At 60.2% G+C, this 16,446-nt stretch carries 13 protein-coding genes and 1 pseudogene; 6 read left to right on the top strand and 8 right to left on the bottom strand.

The genetic code is table 11. The features are described 5' to 3' along the window. Window positions 1-40 precede the first annotated feature (40 nt). Window positions 41-1,468, top strand: a complete 1,428-nt coding sequence (gene sbcB / locus LJX92_RS21125) for an exodeoxyribonuclease I (RefSeq protein ID WP_032879684.1) — start codon at window positions 41-43, stop codon at window positions 1,466-1,468. Window positions 1,469-1,558: 90 nt separating this feature from the next. Here sbcB and mvaT read toward each other — a convergent pair whose 3' ends face one another. Further along, window positions 1,559-1,933 (bottom strand): histone-like nucleoid-structuring protein MvaT, encoded by a 375-nt coding sequence (mvaT, locus tag LJX92_RS21120; RefSeq protein ID WP_005790963.1) that lies wholly within the window; start codon window positions 1,931-1,933, stop codon window positions 1,559-1,561. A gap of 350 nt (window positions 1,934-2,283) precedes the next feature. Here mvaT and purU point away from each other — a divergent pair, with 350 nt between their 5' ends. Beyond that, a complete protein-coding gene (gene purU, locus LJX92_RS21115) occupies window positions 2,284-3,132 on the top strand; it encodes a formyltetrahydrofolate deformylase (protein ID WP_005790961.1) in 849 nt (282 codons plus the stop codon). Between the two features lie 124 nt (window positions 3,133-3,256). Here purU and LJX92_RS21110 read toward each other — a convergent pair whose 3' ends face one another. The 5 genes and pseudogenes from LJX92_RS21110 to LJX92_RS27150 form a co-directional block, all read right to left on the bottom strand. Further along, window positions 3,257-4,366: a lysylphosphatidylglycerol synthase transmembrane domain-containing protein gene (locus LJX92_RS21110; RefSeq protein WP_228308914.1), complete on the bottom strand. Its 1,110-nt coding sequence runs from the start codon at window positions 4,364-4,366 to the stop codon at window positions 3,257-3,259. Next, complete coding sequence (locus LJX92_RS21105; RefSeq protein WP_228308913.1) at window positions 4,363-5,106, bottom strand: DUF2334 domain-containing protein; 744 nt, start codon at window positions 5,104-5,106, stop codon at window positions 4,363-4,365. The genes LJX92_RS21110 and LJX92_RS21105 overlap by 4 nt, the downstream gene beginning before the upstream one ends. Continuing rightward, window positions 5,099-6,220: a glycosyltransferase family 4 protein gene (locus LJX92_RS21100; protein WP_228308912.1), complete on the bottom strand. Its 1,122-nt coding sequence runs from the start codon at window positions 6,218-6,220 to the stop codon at window positions 5,099-5,101. The genes LJX92_RS21105 and LJX92_RS21100 overlap by 8 nt, the downstream gene beginning before the upstream one ends. Before the next feature lie 148 nt (window positions 6,221-6,368). Continuing rightward, the gene (locus tag LJX92_RS27155; RefSeq protein WP_371920269.1) at window positions 6,369-7,133 is read right to left on the bottom strand and encodes a methyl-accepting chemotaxis protein; all 765 of its coding nucleotides are present in this window, start codon (window positions 7,131-7,133) and stop codon (window positions 6,369-6,371) included. Window positions 7,134-7,274: 141 nt separating this feature from the next. Then, window positions 7,275-8,114, bottom strand: a pseudogene (locus LJX92_RS27150) (cache and HAMP domain-containing protein); the annotation flags it as partial. A 349-nt stretch (window positions 8,115-8,463) separates the two neighbouring features. On the opposite strand from LJX92_RS27150, the gene LJX92_RS21090 reads away from it, so the two are divergent. Then, window positions 8,464-9,942, top strand: a complete 1,479-nt coding sequence (locus LJX92_RS21090; RefSeq protein WP_228308911.1) for a helicase HerA-like domain-containing protein — start codon at window positions 8,464-8,466, stop codon at window positions 9,940-9,942. A gap of 3 nt (window positions 9,943-9,945) precedes the next feature. Here LJX92_RS21090 and LJX92_RS21085 read toward each other — a convergent pair whose 3' ends face one another. Continuing rightward, window positions 9,946-10,401, bottom strand: coding sequence for a DUF721 domain-containing protein (locus tag LJX92_RS21085; protein WP_005790949.1), 456 nt, complete (start codon window positions 10,399-10,401; stop codon window positions 9,946-9,948). Between the two features lie 306 nt (window positions 10,402-10,707). On the opposite strand from LJX92_RS21085, the gene secA reads away from it, so the two are divergent. The 3 genes from secA (at window position 10,708) to LJX92_RS21070 (ending at window position 15,749) form a co-directional block, all read left to right on the top strand. After that, window positions 10,708-13,443, top strand: coding sequence for a preprotein translocase subunit SecA (gene secA, locus LJX92_RS21080; RefSeq protein WP_005790947.1), 2,736 nt, complete (start codon window positions 10,708-10,710; stop codon window positions 13,441-13,443). A 124-nt stretch (window positions 13,444-13,567) separates the two neighbouring features. Further along, a complete protein-coding gene (gene argJ, locus LJX92_RS21075; protein WP_005790945.1) occupies window positions 13,568-14,785 on the top strand; it encodes a bifunctional glutamate N-acetyltransferase/amino-acid acetyltransferase ArgJ in 1,218 nt (405 codons plus the stop codon). Between the two features lie 19 nt (window positions 14,786-14,804). Continuing rightward, window positions 14,805-15,749, top strand: a complete 945-nt coding sequence (locus LJX92_RS21070) for a Nudix family hydrolase (RefSeq protein ID WP_228308910.1) — start codon at window positions 14,805-14,807, stop codon at window positions 15,747-15,749. Between the two features lie 118 nt (window positions 15,750-15,867). On the opposite strand, the gene LJX92_RS21065 is transcribed toward LJX92_RS21070, so the two are convergent. Further along, complete coding sequence (locus LJX92_RS21065) at window positions 15,868-16,446, bottom strand: cob(I)yrinic acid a,c-diamide adenosyltransferase (RefSeq protein ID WP_005790941.1); 579 nt, start codon at window positions 16,444-16,446, stop codon at window positions 15,868-15,870.

Raw genomic sequence — 16,446 nt, 5'->3', positions numbered from 1 at the left:
AGCGCCTAGACTTTGTCGGTCTTCAGCACAGGAATAGCCCGTGACCTCGATTTTCTGGTACGACTATGAAACCACCGGTATCAACCCGCGCAACGATCGCCCGCTCCAGGTAGCCGGTATTCGCACCGATCTCGAACTCAACGAGGTCGGTGCGCCGATCAATCTTTATTGTCAGCCCGGCGACGATATTCTGCCCCATCCGGCTGCGTGCGCGATCACCGGTATCACGCCAGGCGTCCTGGCACAGAAGGGCCTTGCCGAAGCCGACTTCATGACCCGGGTGCACGCCGAGTTGGCCGCGCCAGGCACCTGCGGCGCCGGTTACAACACGCTGCGGTTTGACGATGAAATGACGCGCTACAGCCTGTACCGCAATTTTTTCGACCCTTACGCGCGCGAGTGGCAGGGCGGTAACAGCCGTTGGGATTTGATCGACGTGATGCGCACTGCCTATGCGCTGCGGCCGGAGGGCATTATCTGGCCTGAGCAGGACGGGCGCGTGACGCTCAAGCTGGAGCGGCTGACCCACGCCAATGGTATCGACCATGGTCAGGCACACGATGCGTTATCGGATGTACGTGCAACCATCGCCCTGGCGCGATTGGTTCGGCAAAAGCAGCCCAGGCTGTACGAGTGGTTATTTCAACTGCGCAGCAAGCAGCGAGTTATGGATGAGGTGCGGTTGTTGCAACCAATGGTGCATATCTCCGGGCGTTTTTCCGCCGAGCGCCATTACCTGGGCGTGGTCTTGCCCCTGGCCTGGCACCCGCGCAACCGCAATGCGTTGATCGTCTGCGACCTTGGGCTCGACCCACAGGGGTTGTTGGACCTGGATGCACAGACCTTGCGCGAGCGCCTCTATACGCGCCGTGATGAGTTGGCGGACGGTGAACTGCCGGTGCCCCTCAAGTTGTTGCATATCAACCGCTGCCCGGTGGTAGCACCGTTGAAGGTGTTGCGTGCGCAAGACCGCGAGCGTCTGCAACTGGATATGAACACCTATCAGGCGCGGGCGCTGCGGCTAACTGACGCACAGGAAGTTTGGCGCGACAAGTTGGCGGCCATTTACGCCGAGGAAGACTTTGCCTCGAATGCAGACCCGGAGCAGCAGCTCTACGATGGTTTTATTGGCGATCGGGATCGCCGGTTATGTGAACAAGTTCGCATGGCAGAGCCCGCCCAATTAGCACATCAATCGTGGCCGTTCGATGATCATCGTTTGCCGGAATTATTATTTCGCTATCGCGCACGTAACTTCCCTGAAACCTTGAATACAGAGGAACAACAACGCTGGAGACTTTTCTGTCGGCAACGTTTGTCAGATCCGCAGTGGGGAGCACCGAATACCCTGATGGCATTTAAGCAGGCGCGCGAGGAGTTGGCGCTTAGTGCCACCTCATTTCAGTGCCAGGTGCTGGATCAATGGCAGGAGTATGCCGATTCTTTAGCGGCCCGCCTGAGCCTGTAGGCCGGTAATTGCTGAGTATTCAGACAATAAAAAACGCCAGCAAGCTGGCGTTTTTAATGTGTAGCGTATCGGGTGAACGTCCGACCAGGCTTAGCCCAGCAGAGTCGCCCAACCTTCAACTACGTCACCGCCCCACTTGGCTTTCCACTCTTTCAGAGTTTTGTGGTTGCCACCTTTGGTTTCAATCACTTCGCCGTTGTGCGGGTTTTTGTATTGCTTGACTTTGCGAGCACGCTTGGTGCCGGTAGTTTTTACAGCGCCGCGCGGCGCTTTAACTTTCGACTCTGGATCCAGCAGCGCGATGATGTCACGCAGGGATTTGGAGTATTCACCCATCAGGGTGCGCAGTTTGCCTTCGAATTCCAGCTCGGTTTGCAGCTTGTCGTCTTGGGACAGGTTCTTCAAACGGGCTTGCAGCTCTTTGATTGCTTCTTCGGTGGCGCGGTATTCGTTGATCAGGGACATGTGGACTACCTTATGTAGAACGCTGATTGACAGGGTGAGTGGCCTAATAATAGTCAGGCAATTTCACCAAGTAAACATTTAAGAAAATATTTATGTGAAGCAGATTGAATGTTTGTGGCAAAGCGATGCAAAAGTGTTAATTGGCAGCCGTTACGCCGAAAGATAAATACCTTAATTTTTCGCTAACTGTCTGGGCGTGCCGTTGTACGGTCATATAGCGATGGTAAAGCCTTACGCTATTAAGGGCTGTTGCCACCAGGCGGCTGCAGAATAAGGCGCAAGGAATACTGCAGTTTTTCTGCGCAATCGCTAGAATAGCGGCCTTTGCGAAGTTCTGGAGTTTCCCCCTAATGCGCACTTTTCGGCTGGTGATTGCTTGCCCGGACCGGGTTGGCATCGTTGCCAAGGTCAGTAACTTTCTGGCTTCCCACAATGGTTGGATCACCGAGGCGAGCCATCACTCGGACGATCTCAGCGGTTGGTTTTTCATGCGTCACGAAATTCGTGCCGATACGCTGCCCTTTGGCCTGGAAGCTTTCCGCGAGGCGTTTGCGCCCATCGCTGAAGAGTTTTCGATGACCTGGCACATCACCGACACGGAACAGAAAAAACGCGTGGTGCTGATGGCCAGCCGCGAATCCCACTGCCTGGCAGATCTACTGCACCGTTGGCACAGCGACGAGCTGGACTGCGAGATCGCCTGCGTGATCTCCAACCATGACGACCTGCGCAGCATGGTCGAGTGGCATGGCATCCCGTACTACCACGTACCGGTCAACCCGCAGGACAAGGAGCCGGCATTCGCCGAGGTGTCGCGCCTGGTCAAGCAGCACGAAGCGGATGTGGTGGTGCTGGCGCGCTATATGCAGATCCTGCCACCTGAACTGTGCCGCGAATACGCCGGCAAGGTGATCAATATCCATCACAGTTTCTTGCCATCGTTTGTTGGGGCCAAGCCGTATCACCAGGCTTCCCTGCGCGGCGTGAAATTGATTGGCGCGACGTGCCACTACGTCACCGAAGAGCTGGACGCCGGCCCGATCATCGAACAGGACGTGGTGCGTGTCAGCCACAGTGACAGCATCGAAGACATGGTGCGGTTTGGCCGGGACGTCGAGAAGATGGTGCTGGCCCGTGGCCTGCGTTACCACCTGGAAGATCGGGTATTGGTACACGGCAACAAGACCGTGGTGTTCTGATCGTTCGGGTTTGGTTGAATAAGCAGGGGCCTGGGAGTAAAACTCCTCAGGCCCTTTTTTATTCCTGCTATCAAGGAGGCCTCTATGACCGATCCACTCGATAAAGCCACCTCCAGCGCGCCCGCTACGGTGGGCGAGGGTTGTCTGAGTCGCTACGACCCGCAGGCACTGGGCGCCGAGGATGGTACTGAGTTTCCCGATGCGGCCCGTTTGTGGGAACAGCTGCAGGCGCAGGACGAGCCGCCTCTCGACCCTGTAAAAGACGCTTGAACAGCGGTTTGCCGACCATCAGCACAAAGACCGGGGCGCCGGCCAGCAGATAGAAGTAATAGGTGACCGCCCGCCAGATCAGGATTGCCGCTGCCGCAGTGGACTTGCCGACCATGGGGGCCAGTAAGGCCGCTGATGTCAGCTCTGCTGCACCCGCCCCGCCCGGCAACAGACTGAACTGCCCCGCCGTCAGGGACAGCATCTGGATCAGGAAGCTCAAGGCCCACTGCACATCCCCGCCCAAACCGCGCAGCGCCAGGTACAACACGCTGTAGCGCAACAACCAATGCAGGCTGGTCAGCGCGAACACTCCGAGCAACAAGGGCCAGGGTAATTTCAGTGTGGCAGTGAACGCCGCGAGAAAACGCAGCAACCTGCGAGCCCAGCGCCGACGGGTGGGGGCCCTTACCCTAATGGCCTTGAGCATCGCGCCGGCCAGGCGCATCAGCCGACGATGAAAACGCACCACCGCCAGGCCACTGATGATCCCGCCGATCATCGATATGACACTGAGCCCCAGCAACCATTCCAGGCGCGGGTTGAGGCTATGGAACAGCGCATACAAAACGATTCCCGCCAAGGCGCACAGAAAAAACAGCAAATCGCTCAACTGGTCCATGGCGAATACCGCGCTCGCACGGGCAGGGCGTATGCCATTGCGCGCCAACAACGCCATCAGGGTCAGCGGTCCGCCGCTGCCGCCGGGCGTGGCGCACATGGCGAACTCGGTCGATATCACTGCCCCCAGGCTTTTGAGCCGTCCCAGTTGGCTGCCTTGCTCGCCCAGCAACAGGCGCAGACGCAGGCTGTTGATCAGCCAGCAGCCGATAATCATGGCAAACATCCCCACTAGTTGGGGTAAGGGAAACTGCCGCAGGCGCGCAACCGTTTCGCCGCCGCCCAGCCATACGGGTATCAACAGCGCGACCAAGAGGGCCAGCAGCAGCCAGATCAGTCGGCTCATGACAGCGTCTTCAGCCAGGCGGCCTTGGTGTGGGGGCGACGACCCGCGTTGAGCAGGCGTTGCAGGGTTTGCAGCCAATAACGACGGGAAAACTCGTGGCGCATGTCCACCGGGTGCAATCCCAATCGGATCAGCGGGGCCTCGCGCCAGCGCTGTTCGCGCCGGTCGCTGAGCACTTTGGACAGCCTGCGGCGCCAGGCGCTGCGGGCGCTCCAGACCAGACCCGGGGCATCGATAGGAGTGAAGTCAGGCAGGCGATAAAGATGCTGCGGGTCGCTGGTGTAGCAAAGCGGTAACTGGCGCAACGCCTGGCGGGTGCCTTCGCTCATCAACCAGGCCGGGGCGACAAAGCCGTGCAACGGCCAGTCATTGCGCTGGAATATTTCGATGCCGGCAGTAAGACGCCGTAACGCCTCGGCCTCGGACAACTGGTAAAACTCGCCTTCATGGGTGTAGATGCGCCGCATGAACCACTCTTTCGGCGAACGCGGCGCAGGTTGGTCGTCGCAGTGGTAATAGCCGTGCAAGGCGAGTTCGTCGCCCTTGGCGACGCGGCTGTCGAGCAGCTGGCGAAAATCGCGGTGGGCTGCCAGGGCATCATGGTGATGGAAGTCCGGCACCACCAGCCAGGTGATGGGCACGTTGCCCAAGGCATCGACGGCCTCGACAAAGGGCCGGTAGTCGGCCCAGGTGCTCGGTGCCACGTCGTGCAGCACCAGCATCAGCGCAGGTTCAGCCATGGGCGAGCATCGGCTTGTGACTGCCCAGCACCGCGTGGTAATGCCCCAGCAGGCTGTCGACCACCGTGTCCCACGCGTAATGCTGCTCGACATGGCGCCGAGCCTGGGCGCCCAAACGCCGGCTGTCGGTGCTGAACAGTTCGCGCACCGAATCGGCCATCGCCTTGGGATCGTTGGGGGCACACAGCAGGCCACAGCGCTCATCGACAATCTCGGTAAAGGCCCCGGCCGCGACGGCGACGACCGGGATGCCACTGGCCATGGCTTCCAGAATCACCAGGCCGAAGGTTTCCTGGTCGCCGCCATGCAACAAAGCGTCGGCGCTGGCCATCAGCCGGGCGACATGGTGAGCGGGGCGGAAACCATCTATCACAGTGACATTGTCCGGCACGCTGGCTGGCATACCGGAGCCCACCAGCAACAAGTGGTAGCCCTCGCCCAGGCGCTTCATGCAGTTGAGCAGTACCGGCAGGTTCTTCTCCTTGGAACCGCGTCCGGCGAAGATCAACAGCCGCGTATCCTCGCCAATCCCCAGTTCGGCGCGCAGGCCGGGGTCGCGCACATCCGGGGTGAAGGTGTGCAGGTCAACCCCCAGGGGTTGGACGAAGACGTTTTTTACCCCGAGTCCACTGAGTTTGTCGGCCATTACCTGGCTGGGGGCGAGCACCCGGTCAAAATTCCCATAGAGTTTGCTGACATAGGCTTCAACGTTGGGAGTAAACCAGGGACCCATGCGGTTGCTCACCAGCAGCGGCAGGTCGGAGTGGTAGAAGCCGATGACCGGCACATCCAACTGACGCCGGGCATCCAGCGCGGCCCAGGCAGTCAGGTATGGATCGCCGACCTCGATCAGATCGGGCTGTAAATCGTGCAGGACATTTCGCCAGGGCGCCAGGCGAAGGGGGAAGCGGTAACCCTTGCCAAAGGGCAGGGCAGGGGCCGGTACTTTGAAGACCCCGTCCTGTTCGCTCAAGTGCGCGCCGGGGATCAACAGGCTATGGCGAATCCCGGGCTTGAGCGCCAGACGTCGATGCTTGGCATCGAGGTAAGTGCGTACGCCACCGCTTGCCGGGGCGTAGAACATGGTTATGTCAGCGATATGCACGATGAACATCCCTCCGATCCATTGCTCTCCCTAGATGGACCTGAGGTAAGGATAGATGTTCGGTTTAGATTCGCAGGATGAAGGTGGCGGGAGCGGACAAATGCACTGTGTAGGAGCGAGCTTGCTCGCTCCTACAGGTGGATTAAGGTGGGGGACCTCAGATCCGGAAGCTACCCACCAATTGCTTCAGGCGCGAGGCCTGTTGTTCCAGGTCCGAGCAGGCGCGCAGCGTTGATTGCAGGTTTTCCACCCCTTCCTGATTGAGGGTGTTGATCTCGGTGATGTCCATGTTGATCGACTCCACTACCGAGGTCTGTTCTTCAGTGGCGGTGGCGACCGACTGGTTCATGCCGTCGATCTCGCCAATGCGCTGGGTCACGCTGTTCAAGCGCTCACCGGCCAGGTTGGCGATTTCAACGCTGTCCAGGCTGTGACGCTGGCTTTCACTCATGGTACTGACCGAATCGCGCGCGCCCACTTGTAGCTCCTCGATCATCGTTTGCACCTGTTGCGCCGATTCCTGAGTGCGATGGGCCAGGTTGCGCACTTCATCGGCCACCACCGCAAAGCCACGCCCGGCTTCCCCGGCGCGCGCCGCTTCGATGGCGGCGTTGAGCGCCAACAGGTTGGTTTGCTGGGAAATGCTGGTGATCACTTCCAGAATCTGGCCGATATTCACTGTTTTGTTGTTAAGTGCTTCGATATTGCTGCTGGAGGCGCTGATCATGCTCGATAACTGCGTCATTGCCTTGATATTGCGCTCAACCACTTGCTGGCCGTCTTCAGCCAAATGCCGGGCGTCGCTGGCCTGATTGGAGGCTTGCGCAGCGTTGCGCGCGATCTCTTGGGCGGCGGCACCCAGTTGGTTGATGGCGGCGGCGACGCTGTTGGTGCGGTTGGCTTGTTCGTCGGAGTTGACCATCGACGAATTGGAGGCGCTGACCACGCGCAGCGCCACTTCATTGACCTGCTCGGTGGCTGACGACACTTCGCGAATCGAGGTGTGGATGCGCTCGACGAAGCGGTTGAAGGCCGTACCCAGGGTGCCGAACTCATCGTTGTTCTGGATGATCAGGCGCCGTGTCAGGTCACCCTCGCCGTCGGCGATGTCCTGCATGGCCCGGGTCATCAGGTGCAGCGGTTGCAGCAGCACGCGGATCAACATGCCCAGCAAGGCGATGATGATCACCACCGCGATGATCGTGGCGATCACGGCTGATGTACGGAACTCACTGAGCATGGCGAACGATTTGGCTTTATCCACCGACACACCCAGGTACCAGTTCACCGATGGCAGGCCCTTGATCGGGGTGAAGGTCACGATGTTGGTTTTGCCGTTGGCTTGTACTTCGCTGAAGTCGCTGCTGATCTTCGGCGTGTCCTTTGGATACACGTCAGCCAGGGTCTTCATCACCAGGGTTTTGTCCGGGTGCACCAGCACCTTGCCGTCGGCACTGACCAGGAAGGCATAACCCATGCCGCCGAAATCCAGCGCGCCAATGTTATCCACCAGGGTTTGCAGGCTCAGGTCGCCGCCTACCACACCGATACTTTGGCCGCCCTTGGCGCTGGGGGTGGCCACGGAGATGATCAGTTGCCCGGTGGCCGCGTCTATATAAGGTTCGGTCAGGGTTGAGCCATTGCTGGCCTGGGCGCCCTTGTACCAGGGGCGAACACGCGGGTCGAAGCCGTCGGGCATCTTGGTGTCAGGGCGAATGGTGAAGGTGCCCTGGCTGTCACCCACGTAGGTCGCCATGAACGAAGACGTCAGCGCTTTCTGTTCCAGCAGGCTGGCAACCACGGACGGTTCAGGATTGATGGCAATGTTTTGCGCAGCGTTTTCCACCAGGGCGATACGCCCGGTGAGCCAGGTCTGGATATTGCTGGCGGTAACGTCGCCCATTTCGTGCAGGTAGTTATTGAGGTCGTCACGAATCGCATTGCGCTGCAGGTAGTCGTTGTAAAGGGTAAACAACGCGAAGGCGGCGATGACGATAAGGGAGGCTGCAAGCAGGATCTTGTGGCTGAAGCGCAGATTTTTATTCATGGCTTGTAGGGTCCGCTAAGGTCTTAATATCCGAGGCGCGTCCTATAGGGGAGGCGCAAAATGGCAGCGTTAAAAAAGGTGTGGTATTTCTGGTGATAGCTCCGTTGGTCCATATCGGAATTATCTGACCATTTTTTAGTCTTTGTCGGGCTTACATCCGTCTATATCGACCTCGCGGCACTAAAGATTAACCATAGGTGACGAAATGCCTGACTCCACACAACTGCTTATCGGTGCCGGCCTTGACGGCCAGCCCATCGCCCAGTCCATGCGCCTGGCCAACCGTCACGGGTTGATCGCCGGCGCCACCGGCACCGGCAAGACCGTCACCTTGCAGCGCCTGGCCGAAGCCTTCAGTGATGCGGGCGTGGCGGTGTTCGCCGCTGACATCAAGGGCGACCTCTGTGGCCTGGGCGCCGCCGCCAACCCTCAGGGCAAAGTGGCCGAGCGCATTGCCGGTATGCCGTTCCTGGATTACACGGCCCAGGCGTATCCGGTCACCCTGTGGGATATCCACGGGCAGTCCGGTCATCCGCTGCGCACCACCATCAGCGAAATGGGCCCGTTGTTGCTCGGCAGCTTGTTGGAGCTGACTGACAGCCAGCAATCGGCGCTCTATGCGACCTTCAAGGTGGCCGACCGCGAAGGTCTGTTGCTGCTGGACCTCAAGGATCTCAAGGCACTGCTCAATCACCTGCGCTATCACCCGGAGCTGCTGGGTGAAGACGCGGCGTTGATGACCACCGGTTCCAGCCAGGCGCTGTTGCGACGCCTGGCTGTGCTGGAGCAGCAGGGCGCCGAAGCCTTGTTTGGCGAGCCGGCCCTGCAACTTGAAGATATTCTGCAACCGGCCAGCGATGGCCGCGGGCGCATTCATCTGCTCGATGCCAGCCGGCTGGTGCATGAAGCGCCGAAGGTCTACGCGACCTTCCTGTTGTGGCTGCTGGCAGAGTTGTTTGAGCAGTTGCCGGAGCGTGGCGATGCCGACAAACCGCTGCTGGCGCTGTTTTTCGACGAGGCGCATTTGCTGTTCGCGGATACGCCAAAAGCCTTGCAGGAACGTCTGGAGCAAGTCGTACGCTTGATCCGCTCCAAAGGCGTCGGCGTGTACTTTGTCACCCAATCGCCGGGCGACTTGCCGGATACGGTGCTGGCGCAACTGGGTTTGCGCATTCAGCATGGTTTGCGCGCGTTCACCGCCAAAGAGCAGAAATCCCTGCGGGCGGTGGCCGACGGTTTCCGGCCCAGCCCGACCTTCGATACCTTGTCGGTGCTCACAGAGTTGGGGACGGGTGAGGCGTTGGTGGGAACCTTGCAGGAAAAGGGCACCCCGGAAGTCGTCCAGCGCGTACTGGTTGCTCCCCCGCAATCGCGGATCGGACCGCTCAGCACAGCAGAGCGTGCGGCGTTGGTCGCCAGTTCGCCGCTGTTGGGCCGCTATGACAAGCCGGTTGACCGGGAGTCGGCCTATGAAGTGCTGATGGCTCGCAAGGAACTTGGGCCCACCGAGGAAACCGCACCGACCGCCGAAGAACCGAGCTTTACCGACAAGGCCGGTGCATTCCTGGGGACTACTGCCGGCAAGGCGCTGAAGTCAGCCATGCAGCAGGCGGCCAATCAAATGGGGCGCCAGTTGGTGCGTGGCCTGTTGGGCTCGTTGCTGGGCGGCAGCAAACGCAAGTAGTGTTCAGGCTTTGGGCCGGGCATGGGCGGCCAGCCGTTCCAGGGCTGCGCGCAAGCCTGGGTCGCTGATCCCTTCGGCCGTTGCCTGCAGGGTTTCGGCCGCATTTTCCGACAGGTCCATCGTATGCCCCACTGCGCCTTGCGGCACGGTGGGCGGCTGTACCTTGAACTGAATGCGCGTCAAACCGGCGAACTCGTCAAAGACCATCAACTGGCGCTGCAAGCGTTTTTGCTGATAGCGCAAGCGTGTGGCCCAATGGCCATCAGTGACAATTAATAGCAGATTGCCTTCTCGCCAGGACGCCACATGACAATGCTCACGTGCGGCCGGTTGCAACTGGCTTTCAAGCAGGCGCTGCAAACGACCCAAGCGTTGCGCATGGCCAAAGATGGCTTTCAACGGCTTGGCTTCGCGAAGCAACACGCCGGGAGCGCGGGCTGTAAGAGGGCGAAATGCCATGTTTAGACACCTTAGGTAACAGAGCGGTTATCTTACCAGAAAGCGCCGGTACGCCCCGCGGCCATGCCTTGGCTGGGCTTTACCCATGAAATCAATAAGTAACTTCTGCGCTCTATGGGTTGAAGTTCGCGCAAAAGCCCTTATTTTAAACAAGCCCTCTCATAGCGCCGCGCCTGCATCGGGAAACAACGTTACTTTCCTCACCCACGATTCCGGGTAGAATGCGCGTTCGCAATGCGGCCGTGAGGGCTGCTCGGGCCACTCACGGTGCGCCCTCCATCCCTATGTGTGGAAGAACCTGCCGATATGTTTGCGCCTTTGTTAAAGAAACTTTTTGGAAGCAAGAATGAGCGCGAAGTCAAACGCATGCTCAAGACGGTGCAGCTGGTCAATGCCTTCGAGGAGCAGATGGTTGCTCTGTCGGACGAGCAATTGCGCGCCAAGACCCAAGAGTTCAAGGCCCGCATAGCCAAAGGTGAAACCCTCGACAAGCTGCTGCCCGAAGCCTTCGCGGTCGCCCGCGAAGCCGGTAAGCGCGTTATGGGCATGCGCCACTTCGACGTCCAGTTGATCGGCGGTATGACCTTGCATGAAGGCATGATTGCCGAAATGCGTACCGGTGAAGGCAAGACCCTGGTGGCAACCCTGGGCGTTTACCTCAACGCACTGTCCGGCAAGGGCGTGCACGTTGTGACGGTGAACGACTACCTGGCCCGCCGGGACGCCAACTGGATGCGCCCGCTGTATGAATTCCTCGGCCTGACCGTCGGCGTGGTAACGCCGTTCCAGCCGCCGGAAGAGAAGCGCGCTGCCTACGCCGCCGATATCACCTACGGCACCAACAACGAATTCGGTTTCGACTACCTGCGCGACAACATGGCGTTCAGCATGGAAGAAAAATTCCAGCGTGAACTCAACTTTGCCGTGATCGACGAAGTCGACTCCATCCTCATCGACGAAGCCCGTACGCCGCTGATCATCTCCGGTCAGGCCGAAGACAGCTCGCGCCTGTACACCGAGATCAACAAGTTGATCCCGCGCCTGGAGCAGCACATCGAGGAAGTCGAAGGCGTGGTGACCAAAGAAGGTCACTTCACCATCGACGAGAAGACCCGCCAGGTCGAACTCAACGAAGCCGGTCACCAGTTCGTCGAAGAGATGCTGACCCAGATCGGCGAACTGGCCGAGGGTGAAAGCCTGTACTCCGCGCACAACCTGGGCCTGTTGACCCACGTGTACGCCGGCCTGCGCGCCCACAAGCTGTTCCATCGCAACGTCGAATACATCGTGCAGGACGGCCAGGTCGTGCTGGTTGACGAACACACCGGTCGTACCATGCCCGGTCGCCGTCTGTCCGAAGGCCTGCACCAGGCCATCGAAGCGAAGGAACACCTCAACATCCAGGCCGAAAGCCAGACGTTGGCGTCCACCACCTTCCAGAACTACTTCCGTCTGTACAACAAACTGTCCGGCATGACCGGTACGGCCGACACCGAAGCGTTCGAATTCCACCAGATCTACAACCTGGCCGTGATGGTCATTCCGCCGAACAAACCGTTGGCGCGTAAAGACTACAACGACCTGGTGTTCCTGACTGCCGAAGAGAAATACGCGGCGATCATCAACGATATCAAGGACGGCATGGCCAAGGGCCGCCCGATCCTGGTGGGTACCGCCACTATCGAAACTTCCGAGCACGTGTCCAACCTGCTTAACAAGGAAGGCATCGAGCACAAGGTACTCAACGCCAAGTTCCACGAAAAGGAAGCCGAGATCATTGCCCAGGCCGGTCGCCCTGGCGCGCTGACCATCGCTACCAACATGGCCGGTCGTGGTACCGACATCCTGTTGGGCGGCAACTGGGAAGTGGAAGTGGCCTCGCTCGACAACCCGACCCCTGAGCAGATCGCCCAGATCAAGGCTGACTGGCAGAAGCGCCACCAGGCCGTGCTGGAATCCGGTGGCTTGCAGGTGATCGCCTCCGAGCGTCACGAATCGCGCCGTATCGACAATCAGCTGCGTGGCCGTGCCGGCCGTCAGGGGGACGCCGGTTCCAGCCGTTTCTACCTGTCGCTGGAAGACAGCCTGATGCGCATCTTCGCCTCTGATCGGGTGAAGAACTTCATGAAGGCCCTGGGCATGCAGTCCGGTGAAGCGATCGAGCACCGCATGGTGACCAACGCCATCGAGAAAGCCCAGCGCAAGGTCGAAGGCCGCAACTTCGACATTCGCAAGCAACTGCTCGAGTTCGATGACGTCAACAACGAACAGCGTAAAGTGATCTATCACATGCGTAACACGTTGCTGGCCGCCGACAATATTGGCGAGACCATCGCTGACTTCCGTCAGGACGTGCTCAACGCCACCGTCAGCGCCCATATCCCGCCACAGTCCCTGCCTGAACAGTGGGATGTTGCCGGCCTGGAAGCCGCGTTGAAGAGCGACTTCGGTGTCGACTTGCCGGTTCAGCAATGGCTGGACGAAGACGACCACCTGTACGAAGAAACCCTGCGCGAAAAACTGATGGCCGAACTGCTGGCCGCGTACAACGAGAAAGAAGAGCAGGCGAGTGCCGAAGCACTGCGCACCTTCGAGAAGCAAATCGTGCTGCGCGTGCTGGACGACCTGTGGAAAGACCACCTGTCGACCATGGACCACCTGCGTCACGGCATCCACCTGCGCGGTTACGCCCAGAAGAACCCGAAGCAGGAGTACAAGCGCGAGTCGTTCACGCTGTTCTCCGAGCTGCTGGATTCGATCAAGCGCGATTCGATTCGCGTGCTGTCCCACGTTCAAGTGCGTCGCGAAGACCCGATCGAGGAAGAGGCACGCCTGCGTCAGGAAGCCGAGGCGCTGGCTGCGCGCATGCAGTTCCAGCATGACGAGGCTCCGGGCCTGGAAGCGCCTGAAGCGTTGGGTGAAGAGGTCGACGTGGCCCTGGCTCAAAGCCCGGTTCGCAATGATCAGAAACTGGGCCGCAACGAGCTGTGCTTCTGCGGTTCGGGCAAGAAATACAAACACTGCCACGGCCAGATCGAATAAGATTTTCGCCTGACGCTGCAACGCCCCCGCGCCGCGACCGGCACCAGCCGTCGCGGCGTTTTGCCATTAATTCCCACCGTCGATAGCGACGGCACAGACATCATCTATTTCAAGGAGCGCATACATGGCTGTTGGTCTTGGTCCTTTGCCCACATTGCACCCGGTCGCCGGTTTTGAACTCGGTATCGCTTCGGCCGGCATCAAGCGCCCGGGGCGCAAGGATGTGGTAGTGATGCGCTGTGCCGAAGGCTCGACCGTGGCAGGTGTATTCACCCTCAACGCGTTTTGCGCCGCGCCAGTGATCCTGGCCAAGCAGCGGGTGGCCGGGTCGATTCGCTACCTGCTGACCAATACCGGCAACGCCAACGCCGGCACCGGCGAGCCTGGCCTGGTGGCGGCTGCGCGCACCTGCGCCAAGCTGGCGCAACTGGCCGGCGTGGACGCCAGCCAAGTGCTGCCGTACTCCACCGGCGTGATCGGTGAGCCGCTGCCAGTGGAAAAAATCGAAGGCGCCCTTCAGGCTGCGCTGGATGACCTGTCTGTGGATAACTGGGCGGCTGCGGCCACCGGCATCATGACCACGGACACCTTGCCAAAAGGCGCGAGCCGCCAGTTCGTGCATGACGGCGTGACCGTCACCGTGACCGGTATCAGCAAGGGCGCAGGCATGATCCGTCCGAACATGGCCACCATGCTCGGTTATATCGCCACCGACGCCAAAGTCTCCCGCGATGTGCTGCAGCGCCTGATGCTCGATGGCGCCAACAAGTCGTTCAACCGCATCACCATCGACGGCGACACTTCCACCAACGACTGCTGCATGCTGATCGCCACTGGCCAGGCCAACTTGCCGGAAATCACGTCCACCGAAGGCCCGCTGTTTGCGGCGTTGAAACAGGCCGTGTTTGAAGTGTGCATGGAGGTGGCCCAGGCCATCGTGCGCGACGGCGAGGGCGCGACCAAGTTCGTCACGGTTGAAGTCAATGGCGGCGGCAACCATCAGGAATGCCTGGATGTGGGTTACACCGTGGCTCACTCGCCGCTGATCAAGACCGCACTGTTTGCATCGGACCCTAACTGGGGGCGTATCCTGGCCGCCGTTGGCCGTGCCGGCGTGCCGGACCTGGACGTGAGCAAGATCGACGTGTTCCTGGGCGACGTATGCATCGCCAGCCGCGGTGCCCGTGCCGAAACCTACACCGAAGCCCAGGGCTCGGCTGTGATGCAGCAGGAAGAAATCACCATCCGCATCGAACTGGGCCGCGGCGAGTGCAGCGAAACCATCTGGACTACCGACCTGTCCCACGAGTACGTGAAGATCAACGCGGAATACCGTACCTGATACCAAGAGGAAACTGGTGGTGAAACGAGTGCATGTAGCAGCAGCGGTGATCCGCGGTGTCGACGGCAGGATCCTGTTGGCGCGCCGTGCCGATACACAGCATCAAGGCGGCCTCTGGGAATTTCCCGGCGGCAAGGTGGAGGCCGATGAGTCGGTCGCCACGGCCTTGTCCCGTGAATTGCAGGAAGAGCTGGGCATCCAGGTCACCACGGCGCGGCCGCTGATCAAGGTGCAGCACGACTACCCGGACAAGCAGGTATTGCTGGATGTCTGGGAAGTCTCGGCTTTTACCGGCGAGCCTCATGGGGCCGAAGGGCAGCCGTTGGAATGGGTGTCGCCGCGGGACTTGCTCAACTATGAGTTCCCGGCGGCGAATGCGCCGATTGTTGCTGCTGCGCGCCTGCCCGCCGAGTACCTGATCACCCCCGGTGAGCTGGAAACCCCGATGTTGTTGCGTGGTATCCAGAAGGCCATCGCTGGTGGCATCAAGCTGGTTCAACTGCGTGCGCCCAACGGCTATGACCCCAAATACCGCGATCTGGCGGTGGATGCGGTTGGCTTGTGTGCCGGCAAGGCACAACTGATGCTTAAAGGGCCGTTCGAATGGCTGGGGGATTTCCCTGCCGCCGGCTGGCACATGACCTCGACGCAACTGCGTAAGTATGCGAGCAAAGGCCGACCGCTGCCGAAGGATCGCTGGTTGGCGGCTTCTTGCCACAACGCCGAAGAGCTGGCACTGGCAGAGATGATGGACGTGGACTTTGTCACGCTGTCGCCGGTACAGCCGACCCAGACGCATCCGGATGCGCAGCCTTTAGGTTGGGAGCAGGCGGCGCAGTTGATCGCCGGGTTCAGTAAGCCGGTGTTTCTGCTGGGCGGGGTTGGGCCTGCGCAGCGGGAGCAGGCCTGGGAAGCCGGGGCGCAAGGCGTGGCTGGGATTCGGGCGTTCTGGCCGCAGGTTTGATGTTGCGCTGACGGGCCCTATCGGGAGCAAGCCCCCTCCCACACTTGAATGTATTCACAATTCAAAATGTGGGAGGGGGCTTGCTCCCGATGAGGTCTTGCCAGTCACCCGATAAATCTCAGTGTGGCTTGGCAGCCGCCTGCCACAACACTTCAGCAACACCTTGGCGCCGGGCAATCACCCTGGCCGCCACAAACAGCAAGTCCGACAACCGATTGATATACGCCAACCCCACGCCTTCCAGCGGCTCCAGCGCATTCAGGTGCTGACACCGCCGCTCCGCACTGCGCGCCAGGCTACGACACACATGGGCTTGGGCGATCAACGCCGAGCCGCCAGGCAGGATGAAGTTCTCCAGCGGCCCAACCTCCTCATTCCAGCGATCAATCGCCGCTTCCAGCCGATCCACTTCCGCCGCATTCAATGCCTTGTACACCGGCATCGCCAGCTCGCCGCCCAGGTCGAACAGGCGATGTTGGCAAGGTGTGAGCACCTCAATCACATCCATTAGCGCCGGGTGCTTGCCGCTTTGCTCTTCAAGGTTGGCCAGCAGTAAGCCCAACTGGCTGTTCAGCGTATCCACCTCGCCAATCGCCTCCACGCGTGGGTGGTCCTTGGGTACGCGGCGGCCGTCGCCGAGGCCGGTCTCGCCCTTGTCGCCGGTACGGGTGTAGATCTTCGACAGGCGAAAGCCCAT

It is taken from the genome of Pseudomonas sp. HN8-3 (genome assembly GCF_020790195.1).
GTDB lineage: Bacteria > Pseudomonadota > Gammaproteobacteria > Pseudomonadales > Pseudomonadaceae > Aquipseudomonas > Aquipseudomonas synxantha_A.
This window is presented reverse-complemented; position numbering and strand designations above follow the sequence as displayed.

Excerpts from the sequence above, each read along its gene's own strand:
- LJX92_RS21100 (WP_228308912.1), bottom strand. The coding sequence starts at position 6,220 with ATGTTCATCGTGCATATCGCTGACATAACCATGTTCTACGCCCCGGCA.
- LJX92_RS21085 (WP_005790949.1), bottom strand. The coding sequence starts at position 10,401 with ATGGCATTTCGCCCTCTTACAGCCCGCGCTCCCGGCGTGTTGCTTCGC.
- LJX92_RS21105 (WP_228308913.1), bottom strand. The coding sequence starts at position 5,106 with ATGGCTGAACCTGCGCTGATGCTGGTGCTGCACGACGTGGCACCGAGC.
- LJX92_RS21065 (WP_005790941.1), bottom strand. The coding sequence starts at position 16,446 with ATGGGCTTTCGCCTGTCGAAGATCTACACCCGTACCGGCGACAAGGGC.
- argJ (WP_005790945.1), top strand. The coding sequence starts at position 13,568 with ATGGCTGTTGGTCTTGGTCCTTTGCCCACATTGCACCCGGTCGCCGGT.
- mvaT (WP_005790963.1), bottom strand. The coding sequence starts at position 1,933 with ATGTCCCTGATCAACGAATACCGCGCCACCGAAGAAGCAATCAAAGAG.
- purU (WP_005790961.1), top strand. The coding sequence starts at position 2,284 with ATGCGCACTTTTCGGCTGGTGATTGCTTGCCCGGACCGGGTTGGCATC.
- LJX92_RS21090 (WP_228308911.1), top strand. The coding sequence starts at position 8,464 with ATGCCTGACTCCACACAACTGCTTATCGGTGCCGGCCTTGACGGCCAG.
- LJX92_RS21110 (WP_228308914.1), bottom strand. The coding sequence starts at position 4,366 with ATGAGCCGACTGATCTGGCTGCTGCTGGCCCTCTTGGTCGCGCTGTTG.
- LJX92_RS27155 (WP_371920269.1), bottom strand. The coding sequence starts at position 7,133 with ATGGTCAACTCCGACGAACAAGCCAACCGCACCAACAGCGTCGCCGCC.
- secA (WP_005790947.1), top strand. The coding sequence starts at position 10,708 with ATGTTTGCGCCTTTGTTAAAGAAACTTTTTGGAAGCAAGAATGAGCGC.